Origin of the sequence: Oceanivirga salmonicida, from assembly GCF_001517915.1 — a bacterium.
GTDB lineage: Bacteria > Fusobacteriota > Fusobacteriia > Fusobacteriales > Leptotrichiaceae > Oceanivirga > Oceanivirga salmonicida.
Genome location: NZ_LOQI01000003.1, coordinates 1 through 19,829, shown reverse-complemented (window position 1 = coordinate 19,829; position 19,829 = coordinate 1). Strand labels below are relative to the sequence as shown.

Annotated in this window: 22 protein-coding genes; 5 read left to right on the top strand and 17 right to left on the bottom strand. The window is 25.3% G+C overall.

Annotation, left to right across the window (positions count from 1 at the left end; translation table 11 throughout):
* Nucleotides 1-19: 19 nt before the first annotated feature.
* The 17 genes from AWT72_RS00680 to mnmA form a co-directional block, all read right to left on the bottom strand.
* Entirely contained in the window at nt 20-631 is a 612-nt protein-coding gene (locus tag AWT72_RS00680) for a hypothetical protein (protein WP_067139273.1), read from the bottom strand.
* 81 nt (nt 632-712) lie between these two features.
* Nucleotides 713-1,495 (bottom strand): SDR family NAD(P)-dependent oxidoreductase, encoded by a 783-nt coding sequence (locus tag AWT72_RS00675; protein WP_067139270.1) that lies wholly within the window; start codon nt 1,493-1,495, stop codon nt 713-715.
* A 31-nt stretch (nt 1,496-1,526) separates the two neighbouring features.
* Nucleotides 1,527-2,081: a DJ-1 family glyoxalase III gene (locus tag AWT72_RS00670; RefSeq protein WP_067139267.1), complete on the bottom strand. Its 555-nt coding sequence runs from the start codon at nt 2,079-2,081 to the stop codon at nt 1,527-1,529.
* 9 nt (nt 2,082-2,090) lie between these two features.
* A complete protein-coding gene (gene ptsP / locus AWT72_RS00665; protein WP_067139264.1) occupies nt 2,091-3,797 on the bottom strand; it encodes a phosphoenolpyruvate--protein phosphotransferase in 1,707 nt (568 codons plus the stop codon).
* Between the two features lie 109 nt (nt 3,798-3,906).
* Nucleotides 3,907-4,464, bottom strand: a complete 558-nt coding sequence (locus AWT72_RS00660; RefSeq protein WP_067139261.1) for an ankyrin repeat domain-containing protein — start codon at nt 4,462-4,464, stop codon at nt 3,907-3,909.
* A complete protein-coding gene (gene trmD / locus AWT72_RS00655) occupies nt 4,461-5,177 on the bottom strand; it encodes a tRNA (guanosine(37)-N1)-methyltransferase TrmD (RefSeq protein ID WP_067139258.1) in 717 nt (238 codons plus the stop codon). Before trmD ends, AWT72_RS00660 begins: the two co-directional genes overlap by 4 nt.
* Nucleotides 5,174-5,677 (bottom strand): ribosome maturation factor RimM, encoded by a 504-nt coding sequence (rimM, locus tag AWT72_RS00650; RefSeq protein WP_067139255.1) that lies wholly within the window; start codon nt 5,675-5,677, stop codon nt 5,174-5,176. Before rimM ends, trmD begins: the two co-directional genes overlap by 4 nt.
* Before the next feature lies 1 nt (nt 5,678).
* Nucleotides 5,679-6,317 carry a hypothetical protein gene (locus tag AWT72_RS00645; RefSeq protein ID WP_067139252.1) on the bottom strand — a complete coding sequence of 213 codons (639 nt, stop codon included), beginning with the start codon at nt 6,315-6,317 and terminating at the stop codon, nt 5,679-5,681.
* 16 nt (nt 6,318-6,333) lie between these two features.
* On the bottom strand, nt 6,334-6,903 hold the full coding sequence (locus AWT72_RS00640; protein WP_067139250.1) for an HI_0983 family protein: 570 nt from the start codon (nt 6,901-6,903) through the stop codon (nt 6,334-6,336).
* Between the two features lie 19 nt (nt 6,904-6,922).
* Nucleotides 6,923-7,483, bottom strand: a complete 561-nt coding sequence (locus AWT72_RS00635) for an HI_0983 family protein (protein ID WP_067139247.1) — start codon at nt 7,481-7,483, stop codon at nt 6,923-6,925.
* A 30-nt stretch (nt 7,484-7,513) separates the two neighbouring features.
* Entirely contained in the window at nt 7,514-7,900 is a 387-nt protein-coding gene (locus tag AWT72_RS00630) for a PTS-dependent dihydroxyacetone kinase phosphotransferase subunit DhaM (RefSeq protein ID WP_067139244.1), read from the bottom strand.
* Nucleotides 7,901-7,902: 2 nt separating this feature from the next.
* A complete protein-coding gene (locus tag AWT72_RS00625) occupies nt 7,903-8,466 on the bottom strand; it encodes an RNA methyltransferase (protein ID WP_067139241.1) in 564 nt (187 codons plus the stop codon).
* Nucleotides 8,456-10,186, bottom strand: coding sequence for an NUDIX domain-containing protein (locus AWT72_RS00620; protein WP_067139238.1), 1,731 nt, complete (start codon nt 10,184-10,186; stop codon nt 8,456-8,458). Before AWT72_RS00620 ends, AWT72_RS00625 begins: the two co-directional genes overlap by 11 nt.
* A gap of 2 nt (nt 10,187-10,188) precedes the next feature.
* Entirely contained in the window at nt 10,189-11,481 is a 1,293-nt protein-coding gene (gene rsmB, locus AWT72_RS00615; RefSeq protein WP_067139235.1) for a 16S rRNA (cytosine(967)-C(5))-methyltransferase RsmB, read from the bottom strand.
* Nucleotides 11,474-11,980: a hypothetical protein gene (locus AWT72_RS00610; protein ID WP_067139232.1), complete on the bottom strand. Its 507-nt coding sequence runs from the start codon at nt 11,978-11,980 to the stop codon at nt 11,474-11,476. Before AWT72_RS00610 ends, rsmB begins: the two co-directional genes overlap by 8 nt.
* Nucleotides 11,967-13,754, bottom strand: coding sequence for a tetratricopeptide repeat protein (locus AWT72_RS00605; RefSeq protein ID WP_067139229.1), 1,788 nt, complete (start codon nt 13,752-13,754; stop codon nt 11,967-11,969). The genes AWT72_RS00610 and AWT72_RS00605 overlap by 14 nt, the downstream gene beginning before the upstream one ends.
* Before the next feature lie 2 nt (nt 13,755-13,756).
* Nucleotides 13,757-14,842, bottom strand: coding sequence for a tRNA 2-thiouridine(34) synthase MnmA (mnmA, locus tag AWT72_RS00600; protein WP_067139226.1), 1,086 nt, complete (start codon nt 14,840-14,842; stop codon nt 13,757-13,759).
* A gap of 145 nt (nt 14,843-14,987) precedes the next feature.
* Between mnmA and AWT72_RS00595 the strand changes: the two genes are divergently transcribed.
* The 5 genes from AWT72_RS00595 (at nt 14,988) to AWT72_RS00575 (ending at nt 19,671) form a co-directional block, all read left to right on the top strand.
* Nucleotides 14,988-16,109 carry an OmpA family protein gene (locus AWT72_RS00595; protein WP_067139223.1) on the top strand — a complete coding sequence of 374 codons (1,122 nt, stop codon included), beginning with the start codon at nt 14,988-14,990 and terminating at the stop codon, nt 16,107-16,109.
* 97 nt (nt 16,110-16,206) lie between these two features.
* On the top strand, nt 16,207-16,833 hold the full coding sequence (locus tag AWT72_RS00590) for an ABC transporter ATP-binding protein (RefSeq protein WP_082680482.1): 627 nt from the start codon (nt 16,207-16,209) through the stop codon (nt 16,831-16,833).
* 54 nt (nt 16,834-16,887) lie between these two features.
* A complete protein-coding gene (locus tag AWT72_RS00585; RefSeq protein WP_231501455.1) occupies nt 16,888-17,820 on the top strand; it encodes an L-lactate dehydrogenase in 933 nt (310 codons plus the stop codon).
* A 77-nt stretch (nt 17,821-17,897) separates the two neighbouring features.
* Nucleotides 17,898-18,560, top strand: coding sequence for a hypothetical protein (locus tag AWT72_RS00580; protein ID WP_067139218.1), 663 nt, complete (start codon nt 17,898-17,900; stop codon nt 18,558-18,560).
* 46 nt (nt 18,561-18,606) lie between these two features.
* Nucleotides 18,607-19,671, top strand: coding sequence for a M24 family metallopeptidase (locus AWT72_RS00575; protein WP_067139215.1), 1,065 nt, complete (start codon nt 18,607-18,609; stop codon nt 19,669-19,671).
* Nucleotides 19,672-19,829 lie beyond the last annotated feature (158 nt).

The window sequence follows — 19,829 nt, the reverse complement described above, 5'->3', positions numbered from 1 at the left end:
ATTTTCACATATTAGATTATTATTTAAAAATATACCCTAATGAAATTCCTGTTGTAAATACAAATTTATGTTTATTTAATATTCCTATTTCACCTTTTTTAGCAAGATATTTTCCACCTATTTCAAGATTAAGACTAAATTTATTATAATCTAATCCTCCTATTAAAGTGATAGGCACTCCAACAGTAGGTGCAAATTTAGCATTTAAAGCACCTGGTTTTGACCAAACACTATGAGTATCTAAACCAACGCCAACTTTAAGTCCACCTCTTAATAAAAAATCTCTATTTACTTGGTATCCAAATTGCCCTGTTACATATGGACCTAAATAACCTTCTATTAAAAATTTTTTCAAATTATCTTCTTTATAACCAGAAAAACCTAATTTAATATCTCCACCTACACCTAATAAAAATTTAGTTTTATTATAATTTTCATATACTGGCAATAGATATTCACCTTCTAAACCTAAAAATACTGTATGTATAGGAATATTTTTTGTAATACTATTATTTGTATATGTTACATTTCCTCTTACTGATTTTATCCCTTTTAATGTTCTTATTGAAGTCATTGACATAGTTGTTGTTGCTGTAATTAAAATTGATATTACTGTTATTATTTTTTTCATATTGAACCTCCTATATTATTATTAAACATATTAATAATTAAAATTAAATACTTATAATTTTTTAAGTAATTTTACTTTTTTTTACTTTTTCTTATTTATTTTATATACTATATAACTTACTAAATTACTTGGTGCAAACTTATTAAGTATTACACCTATTTTATTATTTATTCCAGGTATTATTACTTTTTTACCTTTTTTTAGTTCACTAAACCCTATTCTAGCAACATCATAGGCTGACATAATTTTTAATTTATTAAATAATCCTGAATTTTCTAAATTAGATGATTTAATAAAATTAGTCTTAGTTGGGCCTGGACATAATACAGATATATGAATATTCTTATTTTCTCTATTTTCATATATTAATGCTCTCGTAAATGACAATACATAAGCCTTAGTTGCATAATATACTGACATTAATGGTCCTGACATAAAAGATGCTACTGATGCTACATTTAATAAATATGATTCACTATCTGATTTTACATTATCAAAAAATATCTTAGTTAAATTAGTTAATGCCAATATATTTAAATTTATCATATTTCTTTGCTTTTCTATATCTGCACTAGAAAATTCTCCATAATCTCCAAAACCTGAATTGTTTATAAAGTATTTAATTGATCTATCTCCAATCTCATTTACTATATTTTCAAAATCAGTTTCTAAATTTTTAGATAAATCTATTGATAATATACTTATTTTATTTTTATTAAATAATTCTAATTCTTTTTTAACAGTTTCCATTTTATCTTTATTTCTAGATATCATTAATATATCAACGTCTTCTTTGGCTATTAATTTAGTTATTTCATAACCTATACCGCTAGTTGCACCTGTTATTATTGCCAACTTTTTCATTTAACCTCCGTAATTCTTTCAAAAAGAAGCTCTACTTTGAGCTTCTAATTATTGATTTCTCTATTTCTATTCTTTTTTCTTTTCCTAATATAGTTTCAACTAATGTTAATCCAAAATCTATACTATAAGCCGCAGATTGTCCTGTAATAATTTTACCATCTACAACCACACCTTTATTTATTACATTAGCATTAGCCTTTTCTAAATCAGAAATTACACTTGGAAATGCCGTAACATTTTTCCCATTTAAAACACCATTTTTTGCTAAAACTGATGGTGCTGCACATATGGCTGCTAAATACTTATTTTCTTTATTATACTCTTTAACAACCTGCATTAATTCTTTTGAATTGAAATAATTAACTGTGCCTGCTCCACCTGGTAATATTAACATATCATAACTATTTAAATCAATATCTTTCATTTTTTTATCTACTGTTAATCCCACATTATGATAAGACATAACTATATCTTCATTAAATACTGATACAATATCTAAATCAATATCAGCTCTCCTTAGCATATCAATAGAGCCAACTGCTTCCAAAAGTTCAAAATCTTTAACTAATGTCATAACAACTTTCATATTATACTCCTATTTTAAACTACTTATTACGTCTTCTGGCGTATCTTTACTTAATATTATATTTCTATAATTTTGTGCTTCTATATATTTAGAATCTCTAATGTTTTTCTTAACTCCTAATATAGAACTTGCACTCATTGAGAACGAATCTAATCCCATTCCTAATAAAAGTTCAGTTGCTTTTTTATCACCAGCAAATTCTCCACACATACTTACATTTATACCTCTGTCATGTCCTGCATCTATAACTTTTTGTATAGCTTCTAATACTGCTGGATTATATGAACTATATAATGAAGAAACTTTTTCATTTCCTCTATCTACTGCTAGGAAATATTGAGTTAAATCATTAGTTCCTATAGAGAAGAAATCAACTTCTTTTGCAAATTTATATGCTATTATTGCAGTAGATGGTGTTTCAACCATTATTCCCACTTTAATATTTCTATCATATAACTTACCTATTGCATCTAATTCTTTCTTACATTCCTCTAATATTTGATTAGATTTTCTAATTTCAGTTATTGAACAAACCATAGGGTACATTATCTTAACTTGACCATAAGCAGATGCTCTTAATATAGCCTTTAATTGAGTTTTAAACATTTCTTTATGAGTTAATGAAATTCTTATAGCTCTATAACCTAAGAATGGATTCATTTCTTTTGCTAAATCTAAATAAGGTAATTCTTTATCTCCACCTATATCCATGGTTCTAATAGTAACTGGTTTTCCTTGCATTTTTTCTGCTACTATTCTATATGCTCTATATTGTTCTTCTTCAGTAGGCATATGATCTGAATTCATAAATAGAAATTCAGTTCTATATAGACCTATACCTTCTCCACCTGCTTCTAATACTGCATCTACGTCTTCTGGACTACCTATATTTCCCATTACACTTAATTGTCTACCATCTAATGTAACAGTTGGTAAATATTTAACTTTTTTCAATTCTTCTTTATTATTTAAAAACTCTTCTCTTTTTTTAGTAAATTCTTTTTCTATCAATTCAGTTGGAGATAAATATATTTCTCCTGTATCTCCATCTATTATTACTTTTTCATCCTCTTTTACTGTGCTAAGTATATTTTTAACTCCAACTATAGCTGGTAATTCTAATGATCTAGCCATTATAGCAGAATGGGCAGTTTTACCGCCTATTTCAGTTATAAATCCTGCACAATTTTTAAGATCTAATTGTGCTGTATCTGATGGTGTTAAATCGTAAGTAACAACAATAGTATTAGGTTCTAAATTAGATAAAGAACTTATTTTCATTCCTAATATATTTTTTACCCATCTTGATCCTATATCTTGTAGATCAGTTGCTCTTTCTCTTAAATATGGATCATCTAATTGAGATAATAGTGCACAATATTCTTCTATACCTTCATTAAGTGCATAAGCTGCTGTCATATTTTGAGTTTTTATTCTTTCTTTTACTTCATCTAACAAATCATCATCTTCTAATAATTCTAAATGAGCATCAAAAATTCCAGCCTTATCTTCTCCCATTTCTTGACTTACTTTTTCTCTAATATTTAATATTTGTATTTTGGTTTTTTTCATACCTTCTTCTAATTTTAACATTTCTGATTCTGATGGAATCTTTGAAATTTTTATAGCTTCCATATCAATTTTTTCAGTTTGATATACTAAAATTTTTCCTATCGAAATACCTTCTGACGCTGGAATACCTGTTAATCTAATCATTTTTGTCCTCCTAAAATTACTTACTTACACTTAATATATACATGTCTATCTATATCTATATTATATAATATTTTCTTTTATTTTCAAACTTTTTTATTATAAATTTAATTTATTTGCTTTTTTCTTTATTCTTTTCTTTTATTTTTTTCTCTTTATTTTTTCTATATTTCTTTAATTCTTTATCTCTTAGTATCTTAACCATTCTACCTTTTCCAAATTTAGTAGCTAAATCATAAGCATCATTTCCATTTGCATCTTTTTTTCTAATAATAGCTCCATTATTTAATAAAAGCGTTAGTATTTCTTCATTTTCTTTAAGTACCGCATTTTGAATAGGTAAAGTATTATCGCTAGATATCTCATTTATTTGCTCATTATCTTTTTGCATTATATACTTAGAAGCATCTTTTGAATTATTGTATATAGCTGTTCCTAGTAAGTTTTTATTTAATACAGGACTATTAATATTTGAATCTATTTTTTCTTTTTTTAATGCATCTATATCATTGTTTTCTATGGCTGTAATAACAGGTGGAACATAATTTTTAATATTTAATATTTGTACATTTTTATTATTTTTCAAAGGATTATATAACTCTAAATTATAATCTGTATCCTTTGAAAAAGATATGGCAGTAAATAATATAACTGGTAAAAAAAATCTCATAATATCTCCTTTAATTTTTTAACAAATTCTTTATCTTTCATTTTTTCTTCTAGCAAATCAGGTCTATTAAGTATAGTTTTCTTTACACTCTCTTTAAATCTAAACTCTTCTATCTTTTTATGATTTCCTTCTAATAAAACACTAGGAACTTTATGCCTACCCAAATTACTAGGTTTAGTATATTGTGGATAGCCTAAAAGCCCATTATAAAATGAATCTGTTTCATAAGATTGCTTTTTTATAACTCCATCTTTTTGTCTAGAAATTGCATCTATTATACTAAGACTAGGTAAATCTCCACTTGTTAATACATAGTCTCCAACACAAATTTCTTCATCTACATACCTATCTATTACTCTTTGATCTAATCCTTCATATCTACCTGATATTATTAATAAATCATCTTTATTTCCTAATTCCATAACCTTTTTTTGATCTAATTTTTTACCTTGTGGACTTACAAAAACTACATAAGGTTTAATATTCTTATCTTTTAATTCAAAAAAATATTTAAAAAATGGCTCAGGTTTTAATACCATTCCTGCTCCACCACCAAAGGCAGTATCATCTATTCCATCATGTCTATCCTCGGCATATTTTCTAATGTTTACTATGTCAAAATCTATTATATTATTTTTTGCTCTCTCTAATATAGTTTGAGATAAATATAAATCAAACAATTCTGGAAATAGTGTAAGCACCCTTATTTTCATAACATTCCTTCCAATAAATTAATATCTATTTTTTGATTTTCAAAATCAATATTAACTATAAATACATCTTGTACAAAAGGAACTAAAACTTCCTTTTCGTTATTTTGAACCACTAATATATCATGTGCAGACGTTTCCATAATATCTATAACGTCTCCTATATATTCATTATCACTATATACTCTAAAACTTATTAAATCATCTGTATAATATTCATCTTTGTCTATTTTAGGTAATAAATCTTTTCTTATTTTTATACTAGCACCTATTAATTCTTTTGCATCAGTAACATTAGATACTTCTTCAAAAGTTATTATATATTTTTTATCAGTCATTTTTTTAAAATCTTTTATAGTTAATATTTGCATACCTTTAAATGCTTCTATTAAAACCTTTTCACCTTTTATTTTATCAAAATGTAAAAATCCCGTATTTACTTTTAAGGCCCCTTGTAAATGATGAGTTCCTTTTATAATGCCTATATTTATCATTTCGTTCATGCTAACCCCTTATTATATCTTTATATTCTACGTGTTTGTATATCAAGTAATTTTGTACTCCAAAAATTATACTGCTTATTATTTTAAAAAAAGGTAAATAAGGTGTAGTAAATTTTATAAGTATTTCATATACTTGTTCTTGATTTGCTCCTACTGGAATTAAGTTTAATTCTGTTGTATAAAATGCTAGTGGAAATCCAATAATTATACCTAAAAATATAAGTTGCATAAAATTAGTTAAAAATATCTTAGCTATATTATCTCTAATTAATTTAAAAGATAATAATAAACTAGAACTGAAATCTAAATTTCTAAGCAATAGTAATAATGGTACAATTAAAATCAAATATTGAAAAAGTATATATTCAAATAAAAGTATTATAACAAGAAATAAGGCTACTCTTTTAATATTGTAATTAGTTTTTTTAAAAAATGTATACTCTAATACTATTACTACCATCAAATATGAAATTGGGTCTAATAATAAAATGAATTCAATTGGAATAAAATACATTACTACTAACATTAAAGCAGTTATTACTAACATAATAATATTAGTAAATATAGCCTTATATGATAAAATAAATAACTTTAATATGCTCAATTTTTCTTCTCTTAGTTCATTTACAATACTTCTCATTATTTTCTATTTTCCTTTATTTTTTAATCTTTACAACTGGCAATTTAACTTCTTTAACTTTTTGTATAAAATCCTCTTTATTTTTTGATACTTCAAACTTAAATTGTTCAAATAATTTTTCATTTTTCAAATTACCTCTATATCTATAAGCATATAAAACCATGTTTTCTTTTTGCATTTCCAATCTATATATACTATATTCCCATACTTTATCTCTAAAAATTAATATACTCTCAAAAATAGCTTTATTTTTACTATCCTCTATAATATTAAAATATATCAAACCTTCTGATTTCTTCCAAGAAGTAGTAATTGCATTAGCAGCATTTTGAATAGTTTCATTTTTTTTGGCTTTAAAACTTTCAATCATTATAATTTTTTCAAATTCAGGTAATTTTTCATCTTTTTTTATATATTCTTGTCTATAATAATTTTTTACTGGATTTGAACTAGATTTAAGTTCATATTTTTCACCATTAAACATTTGAACTCTACCAGCAGACACATAATCTATTGGTTCTTTATCTTTTGCAAAACTAATTAAGCCTAAAAACATTAATAATATTGTTAATATTCTTTTTCTCATTTTTGCCCCCTATTTTCCTTTATTTTTTAATCTTTACAACTGGCAATTTAACTTCTTTAATTTTTTTAAACAAATCATCTTTATTTTTTATTATTTTAGCCTTATATTCATTAAATTCTTTTTCATTATGTATATAGCCTCTTTGTGAATAAGCATATAAAACAAGATAACCATTTGTAATTTTTTCTCTGTATATATTATACTCATGAATTTCATTTGAATTTAATATAAACTCATATATTATCTCATTTTCGCTTTCACTTAAAACCTTAAAATATTTTAATAGTCCTTGTTCTTTCCAACTATTATATTTAACCGCTACAATATCAGAAAGTTTTTCATTTTCAGATACTTTTAAAATATCTATAATTATCATTTTAACATAATTAGGAGATTGGTCCTCTTTTCTATTATATTCTTGTTTAAAATAATCTTTTATAGGATTATAACTAAATCTTAGTTCATATTTTTCACCATTAAACATTTGAACTCTACCAGCAGATATATAATCTATTGGTTTTTTTGCAAAACTCATTAAACCTAAAAACATCAATAATATTGTTAATATTCTTTTTCTCATTTTTGCCTCCTATTTTACTTTAATTAATCCTTATTTAATTTTTCTAAAATTAATACTGTCTTCTGCAATTACTTTTAATTTTGAAAGAGAAATATCCTCATCATTTGCTGCTACTGCTGATATACTTCCTTCAATTAATGGACTGTCTGCTATTTGTGTATTTACTACACCATTTAAATTTTCCATTGCTTTTAATGCTATATCAATAGAACTTCCTAAATCAACGAATAACAAAACTCCACTACCTTTGTCTGCTTTTTTTATTGCAGTTTCAACCTTTTCTACACTAGTTCCAAATGCTTGATTTTCATCACTACCATTTACTATTTCAAAATCACTTGTTTTAAAAATTTCTAAAAATTCTATTAAATATTTAGTCAAATTATAGCTATGACTTACTATTACTATACCTACCATTTTTAATCCTCTCCTAATAATCTATCTAAAATTATGCTAACTGCTGACCTAACTGATAAATGGTTATATTTTGTGTTGGCTCTTATGGGTTCTAAGATATGGTACGACATATTCATTATCTCATCAGTTAAACCAAAACCTGTACCAAATAATAAAAGTATAGGCTCATTCTCTGTCTTTATTTTTTCACTCATTTTTTTGTAACTTATAGAATTATCAAAAATTCTAGCCGAAGTTGTTACAATTCTAGGTTTTTTACCTGTCTTTTTTATAATATCTTCTATGGCTTTTTCTATACTTTCTATTACTAGTGTATTTTCAAAAGCTTCATTTCTATCCTTATTAAAACCTATACCATCTCCTACTTGCCAATATCCTATTATTCTATTAGTTAGTTCTATTTGAGATTGAACAGGTGTTATTATGTAATAATTAGCAATATCATATGTTCTGCAAGTTCTTGATATATCATGTATATCAAAATTAGTTACTGAAGTTGCTACTATTTCATTATTTCTATTATATACTGGGTAATGCACTAAGGCAACAAACATTTTATCTCTCATCTTCATATATATATAGCATAGCTTTTCTTAATATATTTCTTTGGTGCTGATAAGTTAATATCGAAACAGCTTCGTTAAAATCAAGCCATAATGCTTTTTCTAATTCTAATTCATCTATTTTTATTTCATAATTATTAGCTCTTGCTAAAAATATATTGACTTCCTTGTAAATGTCAGGACTTATTATATATTTTATTGCATACACAAAGTTTTTAGTATTAATTATACTAACATCTATGCTAGTTTCCTCCTTTATTTCTCTTATTGCAGTTTCACTTAATAGTTCATCGTATTCAACATGTCCTTTTGGAAATCCCCAACTACCTCCATTAGTTCCTTTAATTATTAAAAATTGATATTTATTTTCAATTTTTCTGTATACAACAGCCCCTGCACAAATTTCTTCTTTTAACTCTATATTTAATTTATTTTTTGATATAATACTTTTTAAAATTTGATCTTTTGTATTAGATAATTTTCCATTTAAAACTTCTTTAAAAGCTTGTTTTTTCATTTGGAAAAATTTTTTACTATCTAAATTAAGATTATACAAATCAATATTTAAAACTTCTAAATCAGATATGAAAACTGGCTCATCTGCTAAATATAGTCTTTGTATATTATACAGTATTTTATTTATATTTTCATTATCAAATTCCCACTCATACATAATTTTAGTCATGTTTATAAGTTTACAAACCATATTATTATTTACTAAATCCAAAAGCATTCTTTTTATCATAATAAGCGATGGATTTTTATAAATAATATTATGATAATATATTAAATTAATAATATTGCACTCTTCTTTTTTTCGCATTTTATAAATCTGTCTAAATTTTTCAAACACCTGTACACTATCTGCTTCATAATTTTTTTCTGAAAAATCAATCTTTTTTTTAGCAGAAAAAGAAAATAATAATGCATATGCCATTTCTTTATCTATAACCTTATATTTTAATATCATAAATTCATATTTTTTACATATTTTATAAAATAATTCAGGATTATATCTTCTATTATCATAAATAGGTATGAAATATTTTAAAACATTAAGTTCAAACATTTTTTTTAAGGCTTTATGACCATATTTGTTTAATATTATATTATTAAATTCTACTAATAATCTTTCTTTTGAAAAATTAGAAAACAAATCAGATTCTTTTGCCATTAATTTTATTGCATTTTCAAGATTTTCATCAAAATCAAAATTAAGTTTTGCCATAAATCTAAATGCTCTTAATATTCTAATCTTATCTTCTGATAATCTTGTCTCACTATCACCAATAATTTTTATTCTCTGCTCTTTAATGTCTTTTAAACCATCAATTAAATCTATAATATGTTCTCCATCATAAGCAATAGCATTAATCGTAAAATCTCTCCTTTTTACGTCTTTTGTAATGTCTGATACAAAATTAAATCTTCTAAAATTTTTTATATCTACTATACCTGTATCTTCTCTTAATCTTGCTATTTCGTATCTATTATTTTGAGTTTTAAATTTTATTATTTGATATCGCCTATTATATACAATAGGATTATATTCTTTTAAAACTTCAAGTAAGGTATCGGTCTCTATATCTGACATCATATCAATATCATTAGACTCAATACCTATTATTTTATCTCTAACTAATCCACCTACTATATATATTTTACCAAATTGTCTTAGTTTATTTAATATTTCTACTATCTCATACTCTAATTTTAATCGCATCTTTATCCCTTTTTAAATTTAATAATATAAAATCCATCTACATATTTATTTTTAGGACTTATATATACTCCCCCAAATTCATCCTTAACATACTCAATATTATCTGGTATATACACCTCACTCACTTCTAGGTTTTTATGTTTTTCTAAAAAATATTTTACATTATTTGTATTTTCATTTTTCGTTATAGTACAACTACTATATATTAATTCTCCACCTTTTTTTAAATAAGTTAAATTAGTTTCAAATATCTTTTTTTGTAATTTTTTAAGTGATTTTATATTTTTTGAATCCAGTGTATACACCTTTTCAGGTTTTCGTCTAAGAACCCCTAGTCCTGAACATGGAATATCTAATAAAATATTATCAAAAATATTTTCCATAAAACTTTCTTCTTTACTTGCATCTCTATTTAAAACTGTCATATTTTTTAAATTTAATTTTTCTTTTATTTCATTTAAAGCATCTAATTTATGTTCATATATATCACAAGAAAAAACTACTTCTGGCTCATACATATTAAGCACGGCTATGCTCTTACCACCTGGAGCACTACATGCATCTAATACTTTCGCACCCTTTTTTATATTCATATTCTTAGCAACTATGTATGAAGAAGCATCTTGTATAAATACTTCATCCTCTTTGAATATTTTTCTTTCAAAAACCTTATAATTAGATAAGTAATATACATTTTCAACTTGAAATAATACTTTAGTATCAACTTTTTTTATTTTTTCTTCAAATTCTTTATTAGTAATTTTTTTAGTATTTATTCTAAGCGACAAATATGATCTTTCTTTTAAAGATTTCATAATTTCTAAAGCATCATTTCCCCAATCTATACAAATTTTTTCATATAGCCATCTAGGGTAAGAATATTTTATGTAATATAGTTTTTCTGCTTCTATTTTTTTATCCACTTTTTCTTTGTTTTTTATTATGTCTTTTAAAACTGCATTTACAAATTTCCCTTGTTCAACATTAATTTCTTTTGCTATTTGTACTGCTTCATAAACTGCACCCTTAATATCAGAATTTGTAAAATACATTTGTGCTAATGTCATTCTTAATATTTGCCTAGTCTTTCTCTTTGTTACTTTCTTTGCTGAATTGTCTATCAAATAATCTATATATATTAGATTTTTTATAGTTACATTCAATAAGTTTTTAACAAATGCTCTTTCTTCTAGTGAATATTTTTTTATTTTAAAGTAGTAATTCATCTCCATATTACTAAATTTCTGCTTATCTATTATGTTGTCTAAAATATGTACCAAATCTTCTTTAATCATTTTTTTCTTCCTTTATTTCTGCTTTCTCTTTAACGCTTTTCATATTTATTATTTTTTTAATATTCGCTATTATATATATTGATATTGCTAAAATTTCTACATAATTGGCTATATTAGGTATTAATTCTACTGAAATTAGTACAGCATTTATTAAATATATCATACCTATAAACACATAATTTTGGTGTATTAACCATAACATTAGTAGTATATTTACTAAATTAAATATAGAAGCTAACAAAATATAGTTTTCAGTTATTAAATCATTTATATTGTTATGTGTATAAATGTATATATAAAATATTCCAATCACTGATAATAATATTACATAAAGCATACTTCTATTTAATGACATTTTAAAAAATATCATTCTTATAAATATTATAGTTAAACCTACAACTAAATATTCATCGTTAGAACTAGAATCAATAGTCATATTTCTATATATTAAGATTAATATTAATAATATTGCTGGTATAAAATTTTTAAGCTTCTTCATTTATTTCTCCGTATACAAATTCAAAATTACTCATTAAATCTTTATATGTCATATTATTTAAAGTTATAATATCATATATTTTTTGTTTATAATTCTCTTTAATTTCAGGGAAGTACTCACTTTGAGTAAGTATTGTAGATAATGCTATATTTACTTTATATTCACTAGGATTATTTAAACAATATCTAATTATCTTATCAGTAGTATATACTTTATTTTCATTATCATTATTTACATTTAAAAATATTTCTACATAATCCGTATATATTTCTAAGAATTTTTTATCTGTTATTTTTACACTTTCTACATTGATATCAAGCATCTTATTAATAATAACATTTAAAAATTTAGATATTACTTCATATAAGCCATTTTCAGAAGTAGTAGTTAAATAAAGTTGTAATCTTTGATCCATCTCAAAATTATATGTATAAAATCTAATATCAAATGCTCCATTTGAATCTACTTCAAAAATTTCTCCTGTTATTACATATTCCATATCAGGATTACTTTCTTTTATTTTTTTGAAATACTCATCTTTATATTCTCCACGCTTTAATACCGGTCCTAAATCATCATATAAGAAGGCATTATTTATTGATATATCTGAATTAAAATACAATAAATCACATATATATGAAGAAATATTTTTAACTATTCCCTTCAAGTTTTCGGAATATTCTCCAACTTCTCCATTAGTTGTAAATCCTAAAAATATAAATTTTGGTCCTGTTTTTTCTTTAACTTTCATATTTAATTGCTTAGTGTATATAGGTGCAAAAAGTGGATTAAATCTAGCCTTAGGTGAAGCTATACCACTAACCAATCTAGCATACTTTTTCTTATCTTGTTCTAATAATTTAGATTTTAAAAATAATTTTTCATTTTGAACAAATATCTCATCATATTTTCCTGTTAAATATATTTCTTTTAATAAATCTAAACCTTTTTTATATTGTTTATCCTTGAAATAAAATTTTTGAACTATATTATGAAAATTAATATCACTAGTATTTATATCATATTTAGGTAAAATACAATTTTCAAATTCATTTAATCTATTATTTTCTAATAATAATTTAGCTATAATAATAACATTTTTTTCATTATTCGAACACAAACTAAGGCTTTTTAATAAATTATTTGTTGCCTCTCCATATAATTTTTTTTCAAATTGTAATATTGCCAATTCTTTACTCAAATACCAAGAACTAGAAGTATCATTTAAATCTTTTAACCATTCATAATATTTATCAGGTTCTAAAAATTTACTAGTATAATCCATTAATTTATCTATTACTTTAATATAGTTGTTGTTCTTAGTAAATGCTAAGAATAAGTTTTTTTCAACCATATCATATCTCGATAACTCTTCTTGTGCTAAAGCCAAATCATAATACATGAAACAATTCAAATCATTTCCATCATTCATGTATTCTTCATATAAATCTACTGCTTCATCATTCATTTTATTAATTCTATATGCTTTAAATAAAAGACAAACGTTTTTATTTACACTTTTATCTTTAATATATAGTTTATAACTTGGCTCTAAAACTTCATATTTTACACCATATTCCATTGCTAAATTAACCATATTATATATTTCTTCATCATTATTAATATTGTTTTCTATATATGGATAAAACTCAGTAGCTAACCATTCTTTTTTTTCAACAGTAATTTCTTTTCCGTCTTCATCTATAATATTTAAATATTCTTTAACTTCTTCAATCTTTTCATTTTTATTCTTGCCAAAAAACCCAAAAAACATACTTAATCTCCTTTTATTATACTATCTATTGCTCCCGCACCTATACAAATATTCCCTAAATATGCGACAACTATTTGACCTTCCGTTACCGCTCTTTGTTTTTCATCGAACATAACTATATGTTTCCCATTTTCTTTTGTAATTATAGCAGAAACGTCATCTTGTCTATATCTAAACTTAACTGTGCATCTTAGGGGGAAACTTGCTATTTCTTTATTAATTAATTCAAAGTCATTAGTTATAAGACCTTTTGAATATAAGATATCAGTATTTCCTTGTGATACCACCAATTCATTTTTTTCTAAATTTTTATAAGCAACAAACCAAGGCTTTCCATTACCATCTTTTGTATTTCCTATACCTATACCTTTTCTTTGTCCTATAGTATAGTACATAAGTCCATCATGAGTTCCTAAAATTTTACCTTTTTCATCTACTATATTCCCTTTTTTATTCGGTAAATAGTTATTTAAAAATTCTTTAAAATTTCTCTCTCCTATAAAACATATTCCTGTACTATCTTTTTTATTAGCCGTTATTAATCCATTTTTTTTTGCAATCTCTCTTATTTCAGGTTTAGTATAATCCCCCAATGGAAAAATTACCTTTTCTAACTGCTCACTACTTAATTTAGATAAAAAATATGATTGATCTTTATTATCATCTATACCCCTTAATAAAATACTTCCCTTATCTGTATGCATTACCTTAGCATAATGCCCAGTTGCTACATAATCAGCACCTAAACTAAATGCATATTCTAAAAATGCTTTAAATTTTATTTCTTTATTACACATTACGTCTGGATTTGGAGTTCTTCCTTTTTTATACTCATCTAAAAAATAACTAAATACTCTGTCTGCATATTCTTTTACAAAATTAACAGAATAAAATGGTATTCCTAAATTTTCAGCAACATTCATTGCATCTGCATAATCAATTTCGCTAGTACAAATTCCATTTTCATCTTTTTCTTCCCAATTTTTCATGAATACCCCTATAACCTCGTATCCAAGATTTTTTAAAATCACTGCTGCCACTGATGAATCTACCCCGCCAGACATTCCTAACACTACTTTTTTATTCATACTTTCACTGTTTCCTAACTCAAATATTATTTATTTAATTTTATTATACCACATTTTAAGTTGATTTTTAACAATTTTTGTTATATAATATATCAGAGTATATTAAACAAATGTATGTAAATATATTTAGAATTGGGGGAAAAATATGAAAAAAATAGCGATTATCGCATTAACATTTGCAGCCATGAACACATTCGCGTGGGAATGGAACGTTAAAACAGGTTTCGACGCATATAGAGATCACGTTAAATTTGCAACAAAACCATCGTTAGATAATACTAACGGTATGGGGTTCACATTAGGAACTGAAATTATACCTATAGACACAGGTGTATTTGAATTAGGGGTAGGTGCTGAATATAACTTCGGTTATAAATCATTACACTACAATTCTGGACCAGAAGTATTATTTAAAAAAGGTACTACTGCTAAAAATGAAAAAGAATTCATACCTATTTATGCGGTAACACATCTTAATTTTTGGAGAAATAAAAAAGATGACGCTGCAGCTTATGTTGTAGGTAGATTAGGTGGAATGGCTTCAAGAGAAAAAGTAGGAGATCCATTTAAACCAGGTCTTTACTATGGTTTAGGACTTGGTGTTGAATACAACGCATTAGTTGCTGAATTATTATATGATGGTGGATTCACTCCAAAAGACTTAAAGGCTGCTGGAAATAAAGCATTTGACAACAAAGTTGGTATTAGAGTAGGTCTTAGATTAGGATCATTCATTAAAAAAGCTCCAGTTGTTCAAAAAGAAGTAGTTAAACCTGAACCAGTTGTTGTTGAACCAATAGTTGTTGAACCAATTGTTGAACCAACACCAGAACCAGTTGTACCTGTAGTTGAAGAACCAGTTATAGTTGAAGTTGAAAGACCAGATTTCATACATGGTAATTGTTCATCAGAAACTAAAATCTGTACTATATATGGATTTAAAGTTGATGGTAGAGTGCCAAATGCACAAGAACAAAAGAACTTAAAAGAAATCGTAGATATGGTTAATAATTTCGCTGTATCAGGTGATATAGACGTAGTTGGACATACTGATGCTACTGGATCAGTTAAATACAACCAAAAATTATCTGTTGAAAGAGCTAAACAAATAACTATGTTATTACAAAAATACGGATTAAGTAATTCTATTAAAGTTAATAGCATTACTGGTAAAGGTGAATTAGAACCAGCTGCTACTAATAAGACTAAACAAGGAAGATACATGAATAGACGTGTTGAATTAAAATTCTCTGAATTAGTTAAATAGTAAAAATTTATAAAAAAGGCATTGTGCCTTTTTTATTTACATAAAATCCTTTTATATTTCCCTTAAATTGAGTATAATATATTAAAGGAGAACAACCATGTTATTAGAAATTAAAAATTTAAGCAAAAAATTTAATAATGAATATATATTTGAAAATGTTTCATTTAATGTAAAAAAAGGAGAAATATTTTCAATTATAGGTAAGTCAGGTATAGGTAAATCTACAATAGCAAAAATAATTATGGGAATTGAAAAAAAAGATGGTGGAGAAATAATATTTGAAAATAAAGATATTTCTGAAAGAAAAATAATTGATATACAAATGATATTTCAAGATCCATACACTTCACTTAATGAAGCAATTACAGTCGAGAACATATTAAAAGAACCTTTAATAGTCAATAATATAGAAAATATTGATGAAAAAGTAGATGATATGTTAAAAATACTTTTATTAGAGGATTACAAAAATAAATACCCTACTGATTTATCAGGGGGACAAAGACAAAGGGTTGTTGTAGGGGCTGCAATGATTTCAAACCCCAAATTAATCATATGCGATGAGCCACTTTCTGCATTAGATTTAAGCACACAAGAACAAATTATAAATTTAATAAAATTTTTTAACAAAAACTTTTTTACAACTTTTATTTTCATATCTCATGATATAAATCTTGTAAAACATATTTCAGATAGAGTTTTTACATTAGATATTAAAAAATAAGTATATAAAAAGGTGAAAGGAGAAGTAGGTTAAAGAGATTTAGCATACAAAAATATGATGAAAAGGACAAATAAGATTTCAATTATAGGAGCGGGATTTGTAGGTTCTGCTACTACACTTTCAATAGCAGAAACTGGTATAGCATCTAATATAGTATTAGTTGATATTAACAAAGATAAGGCTATGGGAGAAGCATTAGACATAGCACATGGTGCTGCATTTTTTAAATCAACTGAAATTATTGCAGGAGATTATAAAGATACTGCTAATTCAGATATAGTAATAATTACTGCTGGTGCAGGACAAAAAGATGGAGAAACTAGGTTAGATTTAATAAATAAAAATTTATCAATTTTTAAACAAATGATACCACAAATTGTGAGATATTCTCCTAATGCAATATTATTAGTTGTTTCTAACCCTGTTGATATATTAACATATATAACATATAAATTATCTGGCTTTCCTGCAAATAGAGTAATAGGAAGTGGTACTGTACTTGATACTTCTAGATTACAATATAATTTGGCAAAAATATTTGATTTAGATCCAAGAAGCATACATGGTTATATAATAGGTGAACATGGAGATAGTGAATTTGCTGTATGGTCATCTCTTAGCATTGGTCCATTATCTATTGATGAATATTGTAAAAGAGAAAATATAGAACTAGATGAATTGAAAAATTCTGTTGAAATGTCAGTAAAAAATTCTGCATATGAAATTATTAAGAAAAAAGGATATACAAACTATGCAATAGGCTTAGCAGTTAATAGAATTGTTGGTGCTATATTAAGAGATGAAAAATCTATATTAACAGTCTCTACATATAACCCTATTGATAATATATATTATTCTGTTCCAAACATTGTTGGCAGAAATGGACAAGTCATGAAAATATGTCCAGAGTTTAGCAAAGCGGAACAAGAAAAATTAAATAATTCAAAAAAAATTCTAAAAACTATTATTGATAAAATTGATTTTTAAATCAAATAGTGTTATAATTTTAATGATATAATAAATTTAAAAAATGTATATCAAATTAATTTAAAAGGAGAAAAAAAATGAAGAAATTATTATTTACAGTTGCAGCATTAGCTAGCTTAACTACTTTTGCAGCTGATATTGAAGGTCCATTTCATAGAATAGAAGGAGAAATTGGTTTTCCATTTAAAATTCAAAAAATTTCAGAAAATGGTAAAATGCCAACAAAAATATGGCAAAAAGAAGTAGATTTAAGAATTGGTTATGTGCCTGAATGGAAATATGAAATTAATGAAAAAGTTGATTTAGTTTTTGGTCCTAGAATTACTTTAGGAGATAAAATTGTATCACAATATGAATGGAATAAACCAGTAGAAAATATACATGGTATAGTTGCTACAGTAGGTGGAGAAATGAATTTTGATTTTGCTATACCTAACTCTGATACAAAAGCATTTATTGGTTTAGGAGTAACTGCTGGTGGACACGGTTATTTTGATTTCAATTCTAGTCCAAAAGTATTAGGTGGTGGACATGTTGTAAATGTTGACTTATTAGTTGGTGCAAAATTAAATGACCAAATTAGATTATCAGTTGTATTAGGTTATGAAAATTCTGGTATAAAAACTAAAAATGATACTGCCGATAAAGATAACTTAGGTTTAAAAAAGGATGATGCTTATAATATAACTCATTCATTCCGTCCAGGAATTAAATTCGGTTACTTATTAGGAGGAAAATAAAATAAAAATGAAAGGCTCTTTAAGAGCTTTTTATTATAGGAGAATAATGGAAAAGATTAAATATATACAAAAAATATTAAGAGAAAAAAATATAGATGCTGCAATAATTACTAAACCTACTAATATATATTATTTAACAGGTTTTAGTTGTGATCCACACGAAAGATTATTAGCACTTATTATTGGTAAAGATAAAATCTCTTTATTAGTTCCTGCAATGGAATTTGAAAGTGCAAAAAGTAGTCTAAGAGTTAAATTAGATTTAACTTCTTATCTTGACACAGAAGATGGTTATGCTAATTTATTTAAACTTACAGGTAAATTAGAAAATGTTCTACTTGAAAAAACTCATTTAACTATTGATAGATTAGAAAGAATACAAAAAATATTTGAAATTAAATCATTTAATGAATGTGATAATCTAATTGCAGATATGAGAAAATATAAGTCTAGTGATGAAATAGAAAAGTTAATTGAAGCAACAAGGTTATCTGATATAGCAATTGATATTGCTAAAAATAATTTAAGAGAAGGCATCACTGAATTAGAACTAAAATCTATAATAGAATTTGAAATGAAAAAATTAGGTGTTAAATCTATGTCATTTGATACTATAGTATTGTTTGGTAAAAATGCTGCTAATCCACATGGAGAAAGTGGCACTACAAAATTAAAAAAAGGAGACTATGCTCTATTTGACCTAGGTGTATGGTATGAAGGATATGCCTCAGACGAGACTAGAACCTTTGAATTTGGAAAAGTTAGCGATGAAGCTAAAACTATATACGAATTAGTCAAAAAAGCCAATATGGAAGCAATTAAGGCTTGTAAGCCAGGTATGAAATTTAGCGAGATTGACAAAATTGCAAGAGACATTATAACAGAAGGTGGGTATGGAGAATATTTCACTCATAGATTAGGACATGGTCTTGGTATGGAAGTACATGAATTTCCAGATGTTTCTCAAAGTACTGATGACATATTAGAGGAAAACATGGTATTTACAATAGAACCTGGAATTTATAAACCTGGTGTTGCAGGAGTTAGAATAGAAGATGATATAGTAGTTACCAAAGATGGTTGTATGGTACTTACTAAATATGAAAAATAGAGATATTAAAATCTCTATTTTTTTCTATTCAGTTATAACCCAAGTTTCGCAACAAAAAATCACTCAAACTAAGCCAATACAATATGTATAGCCGAATTTGAGTGATATTTTTTTAGATTGTGAATTTTAATTTATCTATTATTTCATTTTTTTTTTTT